The sequence below is a fragment of the Bacillus sp. DWP3-1 genome (assembly GCF_049896565.1).
Lineage (GTDB): Bacteria > Bacillota > Bacilli > Bacillales > Bacillaceae > Bacillus.
Genome location: NZ_JAFCUN010000008.1, coordinates 179,332 through 195,003, shown reverse-complemented (window position 1 = coordinate 195,003; position 15,672 = coordinate 179,332). Strand labels below are relative to the sequence as shown.

Here is a 15,672-nt window from a genome sequence, read left to right as displayed (position 1 = left end):
TGACCAATGATGAATATACGCTCAATGATCATTTCATGCTATGCAGCTTTCGTTTCTTTAATTGGATGGCTGATGAGCGGCGTGAAACCGCGTGAAAACCAGGTGACGCTGCTTGTTTCATTTCAAGAGAATGCAGCTGCTCTCATTGATACTTATCAACAACAGGCGAACATGACGATGAAGCTTACTGTCCTCTATACGAAGCATGCTTCTGCGATAGAAAAGGACGGGTCTCATCTGTCATTTCGCTATTTTCATGAAAAAAATCCTCTCCATCTCATTCAATGTATTTACACGATGTTTAAAAGCAAGGTTGTCGTGACAGATAATTACTTTCTCATGACAAGTGTACTCAGAAAACGCCCTTCTACCACATGTATTCAAGTATGGCATGCCAATGGGGCGTTGAAAAAATTCGGTCTTGAAGATGCATCAAATTCGGAACGAAGTCCCCGTGATATCAAACGCTTCAAACGAGTCTATGCGTCTTTCGATTATATCGTTACAGGCTCAGATCACATGCGCGAGATTTTTAAGTCTTCGTTTGGGGTCAATGATGAACGTTTTTTACCAACAGGTGTACCGATGACGGATGTGTACTATGATCAGTGCCTGCCTTCCTTGAGGCCGAATGATTTTCCTAAAGGGAAAAAGCTCCTGCTTTATGCACCGACCTATCGAGACTTTGCAATGGACGATCTTGTCCTGCCTTTTTCAAAAGAGCAATTGCAAACAGAGCTAAATGGAGACTATATTCTGCTCGTCAAGCTTCATCCTGCGGTCAAACATTTAGCAAAGGCGGAAACAGACGGTGAATGGATATTTGATGTGTCCGATCAGCCGCTCTATCCATTGCTTTGTACTTGCGATGTACTGATGACAGATTATTCGTCGATTGTGTTTGAATATGCGCTGCTTGAAAAGCCTGTTTTGTTCTTCACTTATGACTTAGACACTTATCGAGCGAAACGCGGCTTAGTCGATCGGTATGAGGACATCATTCCTGGAAAGGCTTGCGTCACTCAAGACATGCTCTTGAAGGAGCTGCTTCATCTAAACGAATCAGATCACAGAGAACGAATCAAAACCTTCGCTGAGGAATGGAACAAATATTCAAAGGGCGAGTCTAGTCAGCAGCTCCTATCATTTATTGAACAGCAGCTCTTACACAAAAAACGTCCGGCTTCTCATTAGGAAGCACGGACGTTTTTTTATTTGTTATAAACCGGGATGTCGTAATACAGCGTATAGTTATCAAGTAAGTTATACAAGCTATACATACGAGTGACTTGCTTATAAGCCCAGCCAATATCTGTTGCATATTGATGAGTCGCTGCACTAGACCAGCGCATTTTATAAATCGTATCTTGCTTGTATGTGGCGTGATTAATATAGCTGTTGCCAATGAATTTTGCCCCGCCAATAATCGCTGCCTCTGGCGTGAACCATTGCTGTTCATACGCATACTTTGCACCAAGGTAATTCGGATTGCTGTCGTATGCGCCAATGCCATACATGTTATATACTTTCTTCCCATTAAACATCGTACCATTCGCTAAAATCGAACTTCCGTTACCCGTTTCAAGCAACGCATGAGAAATGAGATAAATTTCGTTGATATGATACGTTTTCGCTGCCGTAATAAAGGCTTGTCCTTTACCTGCTAGAATCCCTTTACCTGCTAGAATCTTGGAATTGACTTCTGCCGGATTGAGATTCGCAGCTTCAGAGAGTTTCAGAAATTGAAAATAAGATTGAGTGCCCTCAGCAATATTGGCTGGGTCTACGTATTTTTGCACCTCTGCTGAACTTGCATTTCTCCAGCCCAAGCTGATCTTGATCCAGTTTCCTTCTTTCCCAAGCTGTCTTACTTTTGTTCCTTTGTTCAACTGCGCCACGATGTTGCTCGCAGAGCTCGAATCAGGTGTAGAACGAACATTTAAGCCGTCTGTATTCACAGTTGACGTCGCCGGGTCTACATATGCTGCATAGACATAGGCTGCACCGTCTGTCTGTGGTGACACCTTCATTTGCTTGTTCACCATCTCATTGACAGTGAGGTTGTAGTTCGTTTGCATGACCATTGGGCCATTTTTGATTTTTACAGCTGTGGCTGTCCAGCCATATTGGCTTTTCACAAAGGCAATCGCCGCATTTACAGTTGGTAATCCTGTGAATTGCTGCGTAATGTTGATTTTGTAGGTTGGTTTCGTTGTTGTTTTATAAGCAGCTGGTTCATTCCGTTTTTTGAAAAATGCCAGGCCTTGGTCGCGCAATGCAGCTGTGGAAATAACACCAGTTTTAATCTGATATTGACCATAATCAGTTGTACCTGTTTTTTGTGCAGCTGCTTTCATTTTTTGTTTCGTTAAATAGCTTAGCGCTTGATTCAGTTTTGTCTGATTCACCGTCGGCTCTGTCGTGATCCGGTATTGCTTAACCGCTTCTGTCAGCGTTTTTGTACTGCTGGCAACGCCATTTTTCTTGATAATCTCTTGAGCCTGTTTGACTTTACTTTGCTCATATACAGGTGTTGTCTTGAGACTATACGTTTTGCTGACAGCTTGTCCCTTACCTGTTGTGATGCTGCTTGTCACCTTCTGCGTTTTTAAATATGCGGCACCTTTATTCATTTTCGCTTGGTCTGCTGATTGATTGACGACAAGTCGATACGTGCTGTCAGATACCTTACCTGTTTTTTTCGTTGTCGTATATACCTTTTTCTTTTGGAAGAAAGCCGCTGCTTTTTTCGCTTGAACATCTCCTAATAGGTTTCCAGTCACTACTTGATATGGCTGTGTAGAAGAGATCTTTTTGGATATGTAGCGCCATTTCTTTTTCTTGAAAAAGGCTACCGTTTTTCCGTATGCTGTATCGTTCAGTTGATTGAGTTTCACGATATAATTTTTTGTTTTTCCCACTCGCTGCACAGTCCCTGCAGCGCCGGTTTGTTTCTTGATCTGAGCCGTAGCTGAGGATGCTTGTTTGTTGTCTTTGAAATAGCCTGATTCCAAGCGATAAACATTTTTTAAAGCGCCTGTCTTTTGAATCTTCCCGCTGATCTTTGCTTCTCTTTGCAGCTGGGTAAGGAGCGTCTGTGCTTTTGACTGGCTGGCTTGTGCAGCTGATGTGACGATGTAATATGGCTTGCCTGCTGTCACCGTTTGAAGCACTGCTTTTAAACCAGACTCCTTTTGAAAGCCTTGCAGGATGGTATTCGCCTTACTTTGCCCAACGATACCGCCTGAAATCAGCTGATACACAGCGCCAGCTTTGTTTTCCGTTTGGTATGTACTGGTGACACCGGCCTGCTTTTGTAATTCGGTTTGAATATTTTTGACTTTCGTTTCAGAATCAATGGTTCCTGATATGACCTGATAAGAAGGTCTGCTTTGATTGATGACTTCATAGGTGCTATTGAGCCCTGATGTTTTCGTTAGCTCGAGCGAGAGCTTTTTTGCCTGAGCTTCATCATTGACTGGGTCAGATATGACCTTTTGTAAAGGCAGGCGGTCACCTACTGGAGACACCGTACCGCTCATGCCCGTCTCTTTTTTTAATGCAGCTGCACTTGCACTCGCTGCTGTTTGCGACTCATATCCTGAGGCAGTGAGCTGATAGGTCGACGTGTTTCCTGAGGTTTGATAAGTGGCTGTCCACTTTTTGTCCTTCTTCAATGTTTCCACTGCTTTTTTCACTTCTGATTCTGTTGTAAATACCTTTGAGGTGTTCATCGTATAAATGGATTGATCGACATAGGAGGCTGCTTGCGCTTCTTTGCCCGTCTGTACTGTCATACCAAAGGCAGCTGCGAGTAACATAATCTTGATGGTTTTTTTCACGTTCCCTGTCCCTCTCTTAACTTTGCATAATAGTCTACTAATCTCTTTATCGACAAAAACAAGTACTCTTTCAAGTCATTTATGCAATAGAAAAATAGAGGACCCCTTCGAAGTCCTCTTTTCCTTTATATATGCGACACAATCAGTTCACAAGTTCCTTCAATTGAGAAGCTCCCTGTTTCAGCCGGCAGGATAAAATGAGCTCCTTTAGGCAGTGGATATGTATGTCCATCATGCGTTAAAGACCCTTCTCCATGAATTACACTGCACAGCAAAAACGGATAATCTTGCGAAAGCTCTACTGTTTGATCAATTTCCCATTTATACACAGAGAAATACTCTGCTTCAACAAAAGTTCGAATGGTCAGCCCACGGCGTGTTTCAACTGATTCATCTGTATAACCGTCTACATGAGGAACCGTTGTGACATCAATGGCTTGCACAAAATGAAGTTCACGTTCATTGCCATCCTGATCTTTTCGTTCATAATCATATACCCGATAGGTTGTGTCTGAGCTTTGCTGCGTTTCAAGGACAAGCGTTCCTTCGCACAGCGCATGAATGGTTCCGCTTGGCACATAATAAAAATCACCAGGCTTAATCTTCACACGACGCAAAAGACCTTCCCAATCTCCACTGTTCATCATGGTCACAAGCTCAGTTCTTGTTCTTGCATTGTGCCCATAGATCATTTCTGCTCCTTCTTTGCAGTCAATGATATACCAGCACTCTGTTTTTCCAAGCTCGCCATTTTCATGTCTTTCCGCGTAATCATCATCCGGATGAACTTGAACGGACAAGTCTTGGTTTGCATCTAAAATTTTGGTTAACAGCGGGAATCGATCGCCTTCTATTCCCCCGAACAATTCTCTGTGATTGTCCCATAGTTCGATCAGCGTTTTCCCTTTATATGGACCGTCTTGCACGACACTTGGTCCGTTTGGATGAGCAGAAATTGCCCAGCATTCTCCCGTTTGATCAGAAGGAATATCATAGCCAAATTGATCCCTTAAGGCTGTACCTCCCCATATTCTCTCCTTCAATTCAGGCAGTAAAAAAATTGGTGACTGCTTCATTCAGGATGACTCCTCCCTTTGCTACCCTTTGATAATCCTTGCCAAGCTTGATGAAAACTAGCAAGTCTCAACTTTTATTATGACGCTATCTAAAGAGAAGTCAATCCTTTCAGTACACCAAATGAAAACGATAACACAAAAATATTTCATCCTTTGACAGAGCCTGCGAGAAGCCCTTTGACAAAGTATTTTCCGAGCAGAATATAGACCACAAGTGTCGGCAGTGCGGCCAATATCGCCCCTGCCATTTGGACGTTCCATTGCACAATTTGACTGCCTGATAGATTTTGCAAGGCGACCATCACCGGCTGATGCTCCGCAGTGGTCATCGTGACTGCAAATAAGAACTCATTCCACACATTTGTGAACTGCCAAATGGCGACCACAACAAACCCTGTGATCGAAAGCGGAAGAATCATATGTCTGAAAATCCCGATAAACCCTGCGCCATCCATTTTTGCCGATTCAATCATTTCATCAGGGATGCTCACATAGAAGTTTCGGAACATGAGCGTTGTGATCGGGAGTCCATATACGACATGGACAAGCACCAGACCTGGAATCGAATTATACAATCCGACTTCACGCAAAAATTGAATGAGTGGTATGAGGATACTTTGATATGGAATAAACATCCCAAACAGCATCAGCGTAAAGACCACTTCTGACCCTTTGAAACGCCATTTTGATAGGACATAGCCATTCATCGCTCCTAGTACAGCTGACAATAAGGTAGCCGGAATGACAAGATAAAGTGAATTCATTAAATTGGGCGCTAGCTTTTCAAATGCGATTTGATAGCTTGAAAAATCGAGTGTTGATGGCAGTGCCCACATTTTCTCAAGGGTCACTTCACCTAATGGCTTCAAGCTTGTGACGAGCATGACATAGACTGGCATCAGAAAAAAAAGACTGCACAAAATCAATAAAGCATAAAGGACTGGACGGACAAACCATCTAGCTGTCATGATGACGCCCCCTTCCGGCTCGACAGGAGATACGGCACGATAAAGACAGCAACAGAGATCAGCATAACAATCGCAATGGCGGCACCGCCTGCATAATGGTTTCCTCTAAAGGTCATTTCAAACATGTAAACGCCCGGAACATCTGTGACAAAGTTTGCACCCGGTCCTGTCATCGAGTAAATCAAATCGAAAATCTTTAATGAAATATGAGCCATGATGATAATGACACTTGCAGTAATCGGTTTTAATAGAGGAAAAATAATCTTCCGGTAAATCTGCCATTCGGTTGCGCCATCCATTCTAGCAGCCTCTCTTACTTCCTCTGGAATTCCTCTCAAACCCGCCAAATACATCGCTAGAGAAAATCCAGTCATCTGCCAAACCGCTGCAATCACGACTGCAATCATTGCCGCAGGGACACCAAACTCAATTTTCCCCCAGACAAATCCGGCTAAAATGTTCGTATCCGTGTACCACTTAGGCTGGATACCAAGCGTTTTTAAAAACAGATTCACCCCAGTTGACGGGTTTAAAATCCATTGCCAGACGACCCCTGTCACAACGAAGGAAAGGGCCATCGGAAAGAAAAATAAATTCCGAAATAGAGATTCACCCTTGATCTTCTGATCTAGTAAAATCGCAAGTGCGAGTCCAGAGGCAATGACGGCTCCAATAAAAAATAGAGTAAAAAAGACCGTATTTCGAAGATCTGACTGAAAGCGGAAATCTTGAAACAGCATGATATAATTTTGAAGACCTGCAAAAGAGAAATTCGGAACAAGCGAGGTCCAGTTTGATAATGACACATACCCTGTCCAGCCAATAAAGCCGTAAACAAAGATGAATAATAAAACAGCCGACGGGGTTAAAAATAGCAGCGCAAGCAGCTGATCCCCATTCCATTTTTTCCGAACACGTTTGACTTTAGGTGTTGCTGCTTTTGTGATCGGCGATGTGTCCATGCGCATGAAGCTACACTCCTTTTCAAAAAAGAGGCGGTGCTTAGCCGCCTCCTCGTCTTTATTTCATTGCATCTTTTAAAGATGAAACAAACTGGCTGCTGTCTTTTTGCGTGACGAAGATATTCACGGCTTGATTCGCTTTTGTCACAAACCCTTCTTCAGCAGCTGAACCATGTGCGAGAGACGGCGCCAGCTTTGATTCTTTAAATGCCTTCATCGCCGATTTTCCGTATTCATCATATTTAGAAACATCTGCATCCACACGTGCCGGAATCGATCCCTTCAGCGGATTGAATGCATCCTGTCCTTCCACAGATCCTAAAACAGATAAGAATTTCTTCACGTTTTCTGGCTGTTTCACGCCCTTTGGCAATCCGAATGTATCGGTGATCACCATAAAGCTTCCCTCGGTTCCAGGAGTCTCCGCGTATCCAAAGTCTTGATTCACCTTCAGATCGAGATCATTCACAAAGTACCCCTTTGCCCAGTCTCCCATGACATTCATTGCTGCTTCCCCTTTTGCCACGAGCTGCGAGGCATCCTGCCAGTTACGGGAGCTGTGATCATTATTGACGTATTCGAGCATACGCCCAAAGATGTCTGCCGCTTCCTTCACTTTTGCGTCATCCATTTTCATGTCGCCAGCCCAAAGTTTTTGATATCCGTCAGCGCCTAAAACGCCGAGCAGCACACTCTCAAACAAATGCGTCGCTGCCCAAGGCTCTTTATCACCAAGTGCAAGCGGTGTAATGCCTTTTTTCTTTAAGGCATCTGCTGTTTTGAAAAATTCATCAAAGGTCGTTGGCGGCTCTAAGCCTGCATCATCAAATACCTTCTTGTTATACCAAAGCACATTGCCTCGGTGAATATTCACTGGTACTGAATAGATTTTCCCATCTTTGCTGACAAGGTCGATGAGTGATTCCGGAAATTTGTCCTTCCAGCCTTCTTTTTCATATAGATCATCCAGCGGCTCCATTTTGCCTGCTGCGACCCAGCTCTCATTCAGCTCCGCTCCGCCATGTACTTGGAACGTAGCTGGCGGGTCATTCCCTTGCATCCGGCTAGTCAGAACAGCCTTTGCATTTGTACCAGCACCACCTGCGACGGCTGCATTTTCAATTGGGATGTCTTTATTTTTCTCTTCAAACAATTGAATGAGTGCTTTCAGTCCGTCCTCCTCACCTGCTCCAGTCCACCAAGAGAAAATGTCTAGTTTCTCTGCTCCGCCCTCTTTTTTTGCATCTGAGTTGGTCGATGAACTACAGGCAGTGACGATAAGCATACAGAGCGCTAACAGCGTAAAACCTAATTTGAACTTCATGATTGATCCCCCATCCCTATTTTGTAAGCGTTATCAAAATAAGTATAATGGCAGATCCTCGCTTTTTTTCAGCAAACTTCTTCACTTTTTTATGAAATTCTTCACTTTTTTACGGTCTGTTTTCGATATTCCTTCGGTGAACATCCGACCATCTTCTTAAACACACGGCTGACGTAATTGGGGTCTGTATATCCTGCCTGATAGGTAATTTCTTTTAAACTAAGCGAGCTGTCTTTGAGAAGCTTTTTGATTTTATCCAGCCGGCAGGTTGTCACATACTCTTTAAATGTCAGCCCTGTCTCGTCTTTAAAGCGCTTTGTGAAATAGGTTGGACTTAAATCAACATAGGCGGCAGTCTGCTCAAGCGTGATCTGTTCACAAAAATGCGTTTTGATGTAGCGTTTTGCCCGCTCAATGTCATTCACGGTCTGGGTTCTCGCTTCGTACACGTCAAATAAGTGTTCACAGCACTCACGGCATTCAGCTGCGGTGCTGATCGTTAATATTGGCCAGTCTGTTCGGAGCCGTGATTTAAATAAAATCAGCAGCTCTTTTAGTTGTGAAATGGTCGCTCCCTCCAGTTCAAAGGCATCGAATAAAGCCAGCGCATCCTCTCTTCTCCCTTCTTCCAGTGCCTGCATCATATCGTCTGCAAGCTCCGGCAGATGGATCAATGGATGGGACTGTTCTTCTGTTTGGTAAAAACCATAACGAACAACGCCGGGACTCTTTTTTCGCTGATAATAGGAAAGCTTCGCCTCTGCTGCACTTTTCTGAAGATAAAGCGGGTTTGAGACCGGGTGTCCCATGCCAACGACAGGTGAAGGCTGATCGTTTGTTGTGGCAGTTCGAATCGCATGCAGGACATCTGCCTTTAACTGACCAGGCGCTTGGTGACGATAAATGAGACATGTAAACAGCTCACCACTCACCTGAATCGGTACCGTATGAAAAAGGGGAGATGTCTGTAAATCAATCAACAGCTGATCCCCGATTGTCCGCTGAACAGCGATGACAAGACCTGCTTCATATTCGTGAAACATTTGTTGAAACTCCGTGGAGGTATAGGACTGACCATTTATGACATGAGCTTCGAGCCACTTTGACTGCTGACCAGCCGCCACCGCCTGCCGCTGAGACGCCTCCTGCTGAATCTCTGCCGCAACCGTTCGAATGGCGGCGATGGTTTCATCTTTGTCAGCCGGTTTAACGAGATATTGCTTCACCCCTTCCTGCATCGCTTGCTTGGCATAATCGAACGTATCGTACGCTGTCAGCATAATGAATTTTGTATGAGGACTGCTCGCTTTGATCTGCTTGATCGCTGTCAATCCGTCCATTCCAGGCATCTGAATATCCATGAGCACAAGATGAACGGGCTCAGTTCGCACGAATTCAACCGCCTTCTTTCCATTTTCAGCTTCTCCTGCTATATGACACTCTGGAAGCCAATCGGTCATGAATTTCCGCATCGCTAGTCGTTCTATTTTTTCATCATCCACAATCAGCACGTTCAGCATGCCGGTCCCTCCTTCATCGGAATAGCCAATTGAATGGTGGTGCCTTCGTTTGGCTTTGAATCAATTTGTAGGGCATCTTTTACCCCGTAAAACAAATGCAGCCTTGACATCACATTTCGAAGACCGATCCCTGTCGAGTGCCCTTTACTCAAGGTGTTTGGACTTTCCTCTTCTTTTTCTGATAGCAATCTCCTTATCTCTTGTTCATTGATCCCCATCCCATTGTCCCGAATCCGAATCATCACATAGCCGCCTTCTTGATAGATCGAGAGTTCGACAAGCCCGTCTTCCTCCTTTGGTTCAACGCCATGAATAAAGGCATTTTCGACAAGCGGCTGTAAGGTGAGACTTGGGATATGTACAGATAAACATGATTCATCTATGGTCGTTTTGCATGTAATACGATCGGCAAATCTTGTTTCTTGTATATGAAAATATTCTTTGACCACTTTTACTTCTTGCTCCAACGTAACAGATGCACTGAGAGCTGACAGCGAATACCGCATCAACGTGGAAACGGATTGGATCAACCTCGATGTGGCATCCGCTGATTCTAAGTAAGCCATGCGTGAGACGATGTTTAATGTATTAAATAAAAAATGTGGATTCATTTGGTTTTGCAGCGTTTTCAGCTTCATGTCTTTGATTTTTTGATCTAAGGCTGCCTTTTGTTTCATCTCTTCAATCATCATTTTCATCTCTTGACGCATTCGCTGAAAGGCCTCATTTAATACAGAAATTTCATCCTTTGAGGTGACATGCAAGTCCGCTCCATCAAAATTCCCTTCTGATACTTCCTTTACGCTTCGAGACAGATGGACGATCGGCCTTGATATCCCTCCAGCAATCATATACGCCATCCATAATGCGACCCCAATGGATAGCGTAAACAAACATAAGGTAAAGAGTGCATAGGTTTGGTGTCTTTTTTGCAGAGATTGATAGAGTACTTGATACTCAGACAATTCATCATCAAGCAGGGTCATCGTTTGCTCTTGTATGTAGGAGGAGACGGTTCTCACCTCCTTTACACTTGCTGCATATTCTTTGATTTTCCCTTCTTTTACATGTGTCATGGTCGCATCACTTTCATTGATGAGCGTCCGCATCATATATTGGTATTTTTCAATAGAAGGAATCGCCGCATGAAGCCCGGCATCCTTTCGCAATGCCTGATCATAGGATTTCATTTTCTGTTTTGAGGCCAGATATTCTTTGGCAAACTGCCGATCCTTTTCAATCGCATACGCATTGACCTTTTCATACATCGTTTTTGCCTCTGTCGATATATCATTGAGCAGGAGAAAGGAACGAAAGCTTCTGCTATATTCTGATGTGATGTTCGAGCTGCTCCAATAGACGAAAAAAGCGGCCACGTTGCCAAGGAACACAAGGATTAAAAATGCCAATAACAATTTACTTCGAATCCTTCTCATGGCTGCACACCCTGCTTTCTGTCTGTTTGCTGCAGAGGCAGATCCTCGCGCCGAATCACACTCGTTCCTGTGTACTGGAGTGGTTCTTCTTTTTCACCTTTCTGCAAACGTACAAGCGATTCCACTGCTTGATAGCCCATTTCATAAGGATGCTGAACAACTACTGCATCAATCTTTCCATCATCGAGCGCCTGAATCGTATCTGGCAATGTGTCAAATGCGAGCACATAAAAATCTGTGGACGATCGATATTGTGCTGTTGCTTGAATGATGCCTGCACCATCTAATGCACTCGTGCCGTAAAATGCGGTGAGCTTCGCATGATCGTTTAATAGTTTATACGCGGCACCGGAGGCCCCTGACTTCGTAATGGCTGATTCTTCTATTCCAGCAATATGAATACGTTGTTCAGCGGCGACGGCATCTCGAAATCCTTTGACACGCTGCTTTTGATGAACGGCATCAAGCCTGCCTGTGACAATTCCTACATATTGTTCGCCTTTTGTATCTGCGATGAGTGCCTGTCCTGCGATAAAGCCTGAATAATAATTGTCCGTGCCTACATACACTTGACGCTTGCTCCCCTCTGCATCCGTATCGACGGTGACAACATCAATGCCTTTTTCCCTCGCCTTCTGAAAAAGCGGTTTGTATTTTTTCGCATCAAGTCCCTGCGTCATAATGCCATCGACATGCCCTGCGATTGCCATATCAATGGTTTTCAGATGATCGTCTATATCTGCTTGCTTCGGACCCAAATATTCTAGATACACGCGATGAACGGCTGCCGCATCAGCAGCTCCCCTTTGTACCAGCTGCCAATATTCATTATCAAGTTCCTCCGGTACAAGGACAAAGTGATATTGATAGGTTGATGACGCTTTTTCGGAAGCGCTTTCAATTTTAAATAAATCTTGACCTAATAATGTTAAAAAAATAACAGATACGACACAAAAAGTGAGAAAGGCGCCCATCCCGATCCACTTTAATCTTTTCACCACATCCTCCCCCTTTCAAATATTGCGCATAAAAAAAGAGCTGCTTATAAGCATACTCTCTCGACCTCTATAATTCCTTTGTCATAAATAAACTGTTTGGATCTTCTTGATATGAATCGAAAGGCGGGCAAATATAAAAACCAACACTCTCATATAGTTTTCTTGCTGGCTCAAAGAAAGACATCGCACCTGTCTCTAAGCTGACACGTGAATAGCCGCGCCTTTTTGCCTCTTGGAGAAGATGGTTCAGCATATACCTTGCTACACCTTTTCGCATATGGAGAGCTGCGGTCCTCATTGATTTGATTTCGCCGTGATCACTTGACAGCTCCTTTAACGCTCCGCAGCCAAGAAGCTCCTCTCCTTCCCGCACACTCCACACTGTGACATCTTGCTTTTTCAAATCAGCTAACGGAAGGGCATGAATGCTTTCTGGCGGGGAATGCTCTTTCATTTCTTCTATATGAGCGGTAATCAGCTGCTCTATTTGTCCATCCGTGAGTGTATCTTGTTGAATGTACATGTCTATCACTCCTTCACGATCATTGTACGTGAAGAGTCAGCATTCACCTGCTGTTATGTCAGATAAACGAACAAACAACCGGCCTCCATCCGCCAGTTGTTCGTTTGATATCAACTATTTATGAAGAAAGTACCGCTTGTAACTCTTCTGCTGTACTGCTTTCAAGCTGACTTCCGACTCCTACTGCCACTGCACCAGCTTTCAGCCATTTTGGCACATCGGCTGGATGAATACCGCCCGTTGGAATAAATTCAATCTCTGGAAACGGACCTTGTAAGTTTTTCATATAGGATAAACCGAAGGAACCGCTTGGAAAAAGCTTGAGCAAGCAGTAGCCATCTGCTTTTGCCTGCATGATTTCACTTGGGGTGAGGACACCTGGTACATAGAGTGTGTCGTGAAATGAGAGATGCTCTCCGATCACAGGGAGATATCCTGGACTGACAATAAATTGTGAGCCTGCGTCAATGGCTGATTGTGCCTGCTCAAGGGTTGTGATTGTGCCTGCTCCTACAATCAGATCTTGCTCATGCTGAAAGGACGCGATGATGTGTTCAGCATTAGGCGTGGTATACGTCACTTCAATGGCTCGAACGCCTTTTTTCTTTAAACGCTCAATGGTCTCAATGCCTTCTGCTTCACTCCCCGCTCTCACCACTGCGATCAGCTTACAAGCCGCGAGCTGCTCTTTAACGCTCAAACTTGCTGACTTGCCCATATCCTTCATCTCCCTTCATATATTCTCGTCTGTGATATCGTTTGGCTTCTTTCATAAAAGCCTGAAGCTCTTCCCGAGTAGGCAGTCCGTCTTTATCGCCAGGAGACATCACCGCAAGAGCCCCTACAGCATTGCCTCTTGTCACAGATTTTTCATATGATAAACCGTCCAATAAGCCGCTGATGACCCCCACGGCAAATCCATCACCGGCACCGACTGTATCAACGACATCTGGCACATAAAATCCGCTCACAATCCCCTGACTGGCTGCACTTTTATAAAAGGCACCTTCTGCACCGAGCTTCATGACCACAAGCTTGACGCCTTTTTGCAAATAAACATCGGCAATCTCTTCCGGCTCGTGACAGCCTGTGAGCCTTTGCCCTTCTGCAAGCCCCGGAAAAAACCAATCCACTTGAAAAGCCATTTGATTCACCGTATGGATCATATCTTCCTCCTCTTCCCATAGCTGCAGCCGAAGGTTTGGATCAAATGAAATGGTTTTGCCTGCTTCTTTCATTTTTTGAAGAGCACAAAAAGAAAACGCTCTCATTTCACTGGATAATGCAGGCGGAATACCTGTCATATGGAGGTGTCCTGCCTGTTTGAAATAGCTGGCGGGAAAGTCGCTTGGACTCATTGTGCTCGCAGCAGAGCCTTTACGATAATACGTGACGTCAGGGTCTCCATCCATCACTTTTGATTTAAGTAAAATCCCTGTTTGAGACCCATCATTTGAACGGATCACTGCACTTGTATCGACCCCTTCTTTTTGAAGCTCTTCTAAAATAAATGTGCCAAGTGAATCTGCTCCGACTTTGCTCATCCATCCCACATCAAAGCCAAGCCTTGCCAAACCGACTGCCACGTTACTTTCGGCACCAGCAAGCGCCTTTTGAAATGTCTGCACTTGATGAAGCTCTCCGGCTTCTTTTGCGTAAAACATCGCCATTGATTCCCCAAATGTGACCGCATCCAATGCTTTCACTCATTTCTCCCCTCTCTTGGTACCGGTTTCAAATCAGCTGAAAAAGAGAGAGCATGCACGTATGTATACTCTTCTCTTCTATCGTTTATAAAGATTTTCTTACGATGATTTCTCCATCAAGCTGAATGGTTTGGGGCGCACTTTCATCCCCTTCAAGCCGTGTCTTGATTTTTTGCATTGCGGCTTTCCCCATTTCATGAGATGGCTGGGCAACCGTTGTAATTCCAGGCCCAATCAGCTTATACCATTCTGTATCATCAAACCCTGCAATGCCTATCTCCTCTGGAATCTTTATCCCAAGCTCTACAAGTTCACTTATCAGCTTCAGCATGAGTAATCCATTGGCTGCTAAAATCGCTTTTTTCTGTTGGTTTAGTTGTACAAAACGGACAAGCTCTTCTCGCAATTGCTCCTTTTTCTTCAAATCAATTTCTGCAATAATGGACGTCTTATGTTTACTCATGGCTGTCTGTTCATATGCTTCTTTTCGTTCTTCACGAGGACTGATTCCATCGACAGGCTCAGTAAAGAAGGCGATGTGCTCATAGCCTTTCTCATACATTTGTTGAAGCAGCCGGATCGTGATATCACGGTTATTCGTTGTCACTGTGTCGACTTTTAGTTCAGGTAACTTCCGGTCAACAAGGACAATCGGTACACCGTTTTTCTTAAAATCCTGCAGAATGTCATTGTTCTGGCCTGTCGTATTGATGATGAGCCCTTCAATATAATGCGCATTCAGCTTGAGGAGCATTTCTCGTTCTTTTTCTGGACGGTTATCTGTGTTGCACACCATGATGCTGTATCCATATTCATCACAAATTTCTTCGACACCGCGAAGTGTCGCTACAGAGAATGGATTCGTAATGTCGGCTACAATAAACCCAATGACCTTGCTTTTTCTTACTTTCAATCCTTGAGCGAGCTGACTCGGACGATAATGGAGTTCCTCAATGGCTTTCTTGATTTTTTTTACCTTATCAGCAGAAATTTCATTTGTTCTGCCATTGATATATCTAGATACAGTTGATTTTGAAACACCTGCATAAGCGGCCACTTCGTTGATGGTGACTTTCGTTTGCTTTTTCTCTTTCATTCAAAAAACTCCCACAATCGATATCTTCTCATTTGTTTCGAAACCGATTTCAAATAACTTAAAAAGAGCATATCATAATTTCATGCATTCCAGAAGATTTTTTTGCATGAAGAGGGCAAAAAATCATCTAAATAAATAAAAAGAAAACGATTTCAAAATAACGGTTGACGGCGTTCTCTTTTTCCTCTAGAATTTTCCTTGAAACCGATACCAAATAAAAC

Annotated in this window: 13 protein-coding genes; 1 reads left to right on the top strand and 12 read right to left on the bottom strand. The window is 43.9% G+C overall.

Translation table 11 applies throughout. The features are described 5' to 3' along the window. Positions 1-6: 6 nt before the first annotated feature. Positions 7-1,194 carry a CDP-glycerol glycerophosphotransferase family protein gene (locus tag ACP7A0_RS17500; RefSeq protein WP_307500355.1) on the top strand — a complete coding sequence of 396 codons (1,188 nt, stop codon included), beginning with the start codon at positions 7-9 and terminating at the stop codon, positions 1,192-1,194. Positions 1,195-1,211: 17 nt separating this feature from the next. On the opposite strand, the gene ACP7A0_RS17495 is transcribed toward ACP7A0_RS17500, so the two are convergent. The 12 genes from ACP7A0_RS17495 to ACP7A0_RS17440 form a co-directional block, all read right to left on the bottom strand. Continuing rightward, positions 1,212-3,842, bottom strand: coding sequence for a glucosaminidase domain-containing protein (locus ACP7A0_RS17495; RefSeq protein ID WP_426005884.1), 2,631 nt, complete (start codon positions 3,840-3,842; stop codon positions 1,212-1,214). A 125-nt stretch (positions 3,843-3,967) separates the two neighbouring features. Next, positions 3,968-4,918, bottom strand: a complete 951-nt coding sequence (gene manA, locus ACP7A0_RS17490) for a mannose-6-phosphate isomerase, class I (RefSeq protein ID WP_066031653.1) — start codon at positions 4,916-4,918, stop codon at positions 3,968-3,970. Between the two features lie 146 nt (positions 4,919-5,064). Next, the gene (locus ACP7A0_RS17485) at positions 5,065-5,886 is read right to left on the bottom strand and encodes a carbohydrate ABC transporter permease (RefSeq protein WP_212040837.1); all 822 of its coding nucleotides are present in this window, start codon (positions 5,884-5,886) and stop codon (positions 5,065-5,067) included. Beyond that, positions 5,883-6,854 carry a carbohydrate ABC transporter permease gene (locus ACP7A0_RS17480; protein WP_181185425.1) on the bottom strand — a complete coding sequence of 324 codons (972 nt, stop codon included), beginning with the start codon at positions 6,852-6,854 and terminating at the stop codon, positions 5,883-5,885. Before ACP7A0_RS17480 ends, ACP7A0_RS17485 begins: the two co-directional genes overlap by 4 nt. Positions 6,855-6,906: 52 nt before the next feature. Further along, positions 6,907-8,172: an ABC transporter substrate-binding protein gene (locus ACP7A0_RS17475; protein WP_426005881.1), complete on the bottom strand. Its 1,266-nt coding sequence runs from the start codon at positions 8,170-8,172 to the stop codon at positions 6,907-6,909. Between the two features lie 101 nt (positions 8,173-8,273). Next, positions 8,274-9,692: a response regulator gene (locus ACP7A0_RS17470; RefSeq protein WP_106061473.1), complete on the bottom strand. Its 1,419-nt coding sequence runs from the start codon at positions 9,690-9,692 to the stop codon at positions 8,274-8,276. Continuing rightward, positions 9,686-11,128 (bottom strand): sensor histidine kinase, encoded by a 1,443-nt coding sequence (locus ACP7A0_RS17465; protein WP_375566438.1) that lies wholly within the window; start codon positions 11,126-11,128, stop codon positions 9,686-9,688. Before ACP7A0_RS17465 ends, ACP7A0_RS17470 begins: the two co-directional genes overlap by 7 nt. Beyond that, positions 11,125-12,102 carry a sugar-binding protein gene (locus tag ACP7A0_RS17460; protein WP_375567731.1) on the bottom strand — a complete coding sequence of 326 codons (978 nt, stop codon included), beginning with the start codon at positions 12,100-12,102 and terminating at the stop codon, positions 11,125-11,127. The genes ACP7A0_RS17465 and ACP7A0_RS17460 overlap by 4 nt, the downstream gene beginning before the upstream one ends. Before the next feature lie 91 nt (positions 12,103-12,193). Further along, entirely contained in the window at positions 12,194-12,649 is a 456-nt protein-coding gene (locus ACP7A0_RS17455) for a GNAT family N-acetyltransferase (protein WP_034660191.1), read from the bottom strand. Positions 12,650-12,767: 118 nt separating this feature from the next. Then, on the bottom strand, positions 12,768-13,367 hold the full coding sequence (locus tag ACP7A0_RS17450) for a bifunctional 4-hydroxy-2-oxoglutarate aldolase/2-dehydro-3-deoxy-phosphogluconate aldolase (protein ID WP_034660192.1): 600 nt from the start codon (positions 13,365-13,367) through the stop codon (positions 12,768-12,770). After that, a complete protein-coding gene (locus ACP7A0_RS17445; RefSeq protein WP_106043189.1) occupies positions 13,339-14,355 on the bottom strand; it encodes a sugar kinase in 1,017 nt (338 codons plus the stop codon). The genes ACP7A0_RS17450 and ACP7A0_RS17445 overlap by 29 nt, the downstream gene beginning before the upstream one ends. A gap of 85 nt (positions 14,356-14,440) precedes the next feature. After that, a complete protein-coding gene (locus ACP7A0_RS17440; RefSeq protein ID WP_307500359.1) occupies positions 14,441-15,451 on the bottom strand; it encodes a LacI family DNA-binding transcriptional regulator in 1,011 nt (336 codons plus the stop codon). Positions 15,452-15,672: the final 221 nt, after the last annotated feature.

Coding starts and splice junctions, on each gene's coding strand:
- ACP7A0_RS17500 (WP_307500355.1), top strand. CDS start 7: ATGATGAATATACGCTCAATGATCATTTCATGCTATGCAGCTTTCGTT.
- manA (WP_066031653.1), bottom strand. CDS start 4,918: ATGAAGCAGTCACCAATTTTTTTACTGCCTGAATTGAAGGAGAGAATA.
- ACP7A0_RS17485 (WP_212040837.1), bottom strand. CDS start 5,886: ATGACAGCTAGATGGTTTGTCCGTCCAGTCCTTTATGCTTTATTGATT.
- ACP7A0_RS17480 (WP_181185425.1), bottom strand. CDS start 6,854: ATGCGCATGGACACATCGCCGATCACAAAAGCAGCAACACCTAAAGTC.
- ACP7A0_RS17475 (WP_426005881.1), bottom strand. CDS start 8,172: ATGAAGTTCAAATTAGGTTTTACGCTGTTAGCGCTCTGTATGCTTATC.
- ACP7A0_RS17470 (WP_106061473.1), bottom strand. CDS start 9,692: ATGCTGAACGTGCTGATTGTGGATGATGAAAAAATAGAACGACTAGCG.
- ACP7A0_RS17465 (WP_375566438.1), bottom strand. CDS start 11,128: ATGAGAAGGATTCGAAGTAAATTGTTATTGGCATTTTTAATCCTTGTG.
- ACP7A0_RS17460 (WP_375567731.1), bottom strand. CDS start 12,102: ATGGGCGCCTTTCTCACTTTTTGTGTCGTATCTGTTATTTTTTTAACA.
- ACP7A0_RS17455 (WP_034660191.1), bottom strand. CDS start 12,649: ATGTACATTCAACAAGATACACTCACGGATGGACAAATAGAGCAGCTG.
- ACP7A0_RS17450 (WP_034660192.1), bottom strand. CDS start 13,367: ATGGGCAAGTCAGCAAGTTTGAGCGTTAAAGAGCAGCTCGCGGCTTGT.
- ACP7A0_RS17440 (WP_307500359.1), bottom strand. CDS start 15,451: ATGAAAGAGAAAAAGCAAACGAAAGTCACCATCAACGAAGTGGCCGCT.